Source organism: Pedobacter glucosidilyticus DSM 23534 (assembly GCF_000425145.1).
Lineage (GTDB): Bacteria > Bacteroidota > Bacteroidia > Sphingobacteriales > Sphingobacteriaceae > Pseudopedobacter > Pseudopedobacter glucosidilyticus.
Genome location: NZ_AULF01000062.1, coordinates 1 through 2,783, shown reverse-complemented (window position 1 = coordinate 2,783; position 2,783 = coordinate 1). Strand labels below are relative to the sequence as shown.

Here is a 2,783-nt window from a genome sequence, read left to right as displayed (position 1 = left end):
TTAAATGACAACTTGTGCTTCGTATCAAGTTCAGTGCTGGCAGACAGTTTAGTGCTTCGAAATCCGCTTCTTCGCCAAGCGCCAAAACGTTATGGGCAAGGTTAACAGACGACACGACAATGAAAATAAATCTACTGACATTATTACTTTTAATAACTACACTAACAGCTTGCGGACAAAAGAAAATGGAAAATGAATTTTTCACTTGGGACAACTTTGTAGACAATTTCGGAAAAGAAATGGTGTCGGCAGAAAACGTTCACAATAATATGGTTAAAAGCGGATTGAAAGATAATTGTCTAACAAAAATGGACTTCACTTTTATTTCTGACAAAAAAGAGAATTTGATAAAATTAGGAGAGTTTATAAAAGCTCATTATCCATATTCAATTCAAGAAGTAAAAAAGTATGAAGACCTTTGGGAAATTAACGGAGAGACTAACGAAATTCCGATAACAGCGGACAATTTGCTTTATTGGGCTTTGGATATGTATAAAAGAGGTTATGAGTTTGATGCAAAACTTGACGCATACGGTGGACCGTTCGACCCGAAAGACCAAAAGTTTCCAGACTTAGACACTTCAAAAGCGGACTATTATTTTGACAATGGTGTTGAGTGTTACGAAAAAGGAGACTTAAGTGGTTCAATTATTAATTGGTCGCTAACCTTAAATATCAATCCAAAGGAACCTAATTCGTATTACTCAAGAGCAATTGTAAAAAACGAACTTCATACTTGGAAATCTGCACTGAGAGACTATGACAAAGCTATTGAAATCGCACCAGACTTTGTAAGTGCTTTGACAAATCGTGGTAGTTTAAAAGATGAAAACGGTGATTATTCAGGAGCAATTGACGACTACAATAAAGTTCTATCAATGGACAAAGTAGATTTAGAAAATAAACAACAAGCATATTTTAATCGAGGAAACTCAAAATTTAATTTGAAAGACAAAAAAGGAGCTTGTGAGGACTGGAAAAAAGCTCTTGAACTTGGAGCAGAATATGCAAAAGAACGACTTGATGAGCATTGCAAATAGAAAAAACCCAGCCCATAACAGCACCTACAAGAAATTGGCGGCTCCGTGGTTAAATGAAGTTTTGTGCTTCGCATCAAGTTCAGTGGTGGCAGACAGTTTTCGTCTCCGAAATCGCCAACTTCTTGTAGCTGCAAACCGTTGGTGACAAGCTTAAAAACGACCTAGTAATGAAGAAAATAGTAATTCTAATAACAATAATTTTGACTTCTTATCAAGTTTTGCAAGCACAGACACTTGAAAAAAGCATTATTGACAAAAAACTTGAACTTCAAGAAGACGCTGTTTATGTTGTGAATGGATTGCCTTATGAACAAAAGGACAGTTTAAAACTAAACTCTGTTTTAAAATCATTTTCATTAAACCATTTAGTTGATTTGACGAAACTGAAAAATGACGGAAGTATTGTGAGATGCAAAAGTAACGACATCGCAATAGTATACTTCGCAACACAACAAACTAAAAAAGAAATTAATAAAAAACTGAAAATAGTTAAGGACAAATTTCCTGACAAGTATTTTGGAAAATCACAACATATACTGACCGACTCAAAAAATCCAATTTTAATAATTGACAACAAAACTGTTTATCACTCAGAAGCAAAAGAATTAATTGAAAAAATTAAAACAAATGACATTTTTTTTATTGATTTCAAAGCTGAACCTCAACCCGCTGAATTATATGGACAAAACGCAAAAAATGGACTTGTTAGAATATGGACGAAATAACAAAAAGCCAGCCACCAACATCACCTATACGCAAGCAGGGGTTTCATGCTTCGTGGGACAGGAAAGTGCTAAATTTGAAGTTCGGTTCTTCGTAGGAAGTTCAGTGGTAAAAATCCCTGCCTGCGTATAGCTGAGAACCGTTACCTGTAAGCTTAACTCGACTAATGAGAATATATAAATATCTACTTCTTTCATTTCTAATTATGTCTTGTGGGAACTCGAGTGATTATTATTATAATTTAGCTTGCGAACAGGAAGAAAAAGGTGATTTAGAAAAAGCTATTTTGTTACTAAACGAAGCAATTGATAAAGATGAAAATAACATTTGGGCTTTAAATAATCGTGGCTTTGATTTTTTAGAATTAAAAAAGACCGAACTAGCTAAAAAAGATTTTAATAAAATAATTGAGCTGAATAGCAGTTGTCCTTCTGGTTATTACGGTCTTGGTTTAACTGCATACAGAGAAAACGATTTTAAAACAGCTATAAATAATTTCGACAAAATAATCAAACTTAAAGGTGGAGGACCTAATTTTATTGAACTTGAATTTAAAGAAGGTTATTTAGACCAAAATTGTGTAGAAGTACACATTAGTAAGGTTTTACACTTTAAAGAATTATCTGAACAACAAATGAAACAAAAAGCCAACAGGTAACAGCAAGTTTAATCTATGCCCAGGTGAAGTGCTAAATGCGCCTTTTCTGCAAATTAATTATGTTTGTGCTTAGGCGGAAATTAGTGCTATAAAACGGGCACAAATTAAACTAGCCAAACGTCAAACTGTCTAAAAACCATCTATAACTTTTCCACAGGCTCTTAATAAGTAAAGTACTTTTGTATGCTGCATTTTGGTATTTTGTAATATTAAATTCATCACAGGAAGAGATAGAAACCAAACCGAGTTTTTTTGCTTAGAGCAAGCTATATCAAGAGATCATGAAGTGCGTCTGATAGACTTGTTTGTAAACACGATAAAGATGTCTGATTATGGATTTGCTATGGATTTTACAGATAACG

General features: G+C 33.8%; 3 protein-coding genes. All 3 read left to right on the top strand.

From position 1 onward, the window contains the following. Window positions 1-14 precede the first annotated feature (14 nt). Window positions 15-1,040 (top strand): tetratricopeptide repeat protein, encoded by a 1,026-nt coding sequence (locus tag H510_RS0112820; protein ID WP_245584835.1) that lies wholly within the window; start codon window positions 15-17, stop codon window positions 1,038-1,040. Window positions 1,041-1,207: 167 nt separating this feature from the next. After that, window positions 1,208-1,765 carry a hypothetical protein gene (locus tag H510_RS0112815; protein WP_026904682.1) on the top strand — a complete coding sequence of 186 codons (558 nt, stop codon included), beginning with the start codon at window positions 1,208-1,210 and terminating at the stop codon, window positions 1,763-1,765. Between the two features lie 164 nt (window positions 1,766-1,929). Then, on the top strand, window positions 1,930-2,421 hold the full coding sequence (locus tag H510_RS0112810; RefSeq protein ID WP_081659280.1) for a tetratricopeptide repeat protein: 492 nt from the start codon (window positions 1,930-1,932) through the stop codon (window positions 2,419-2,421). The last annotated feature ends 362 nt before the right edge of the window (window positions 2,422-2,783 follow it).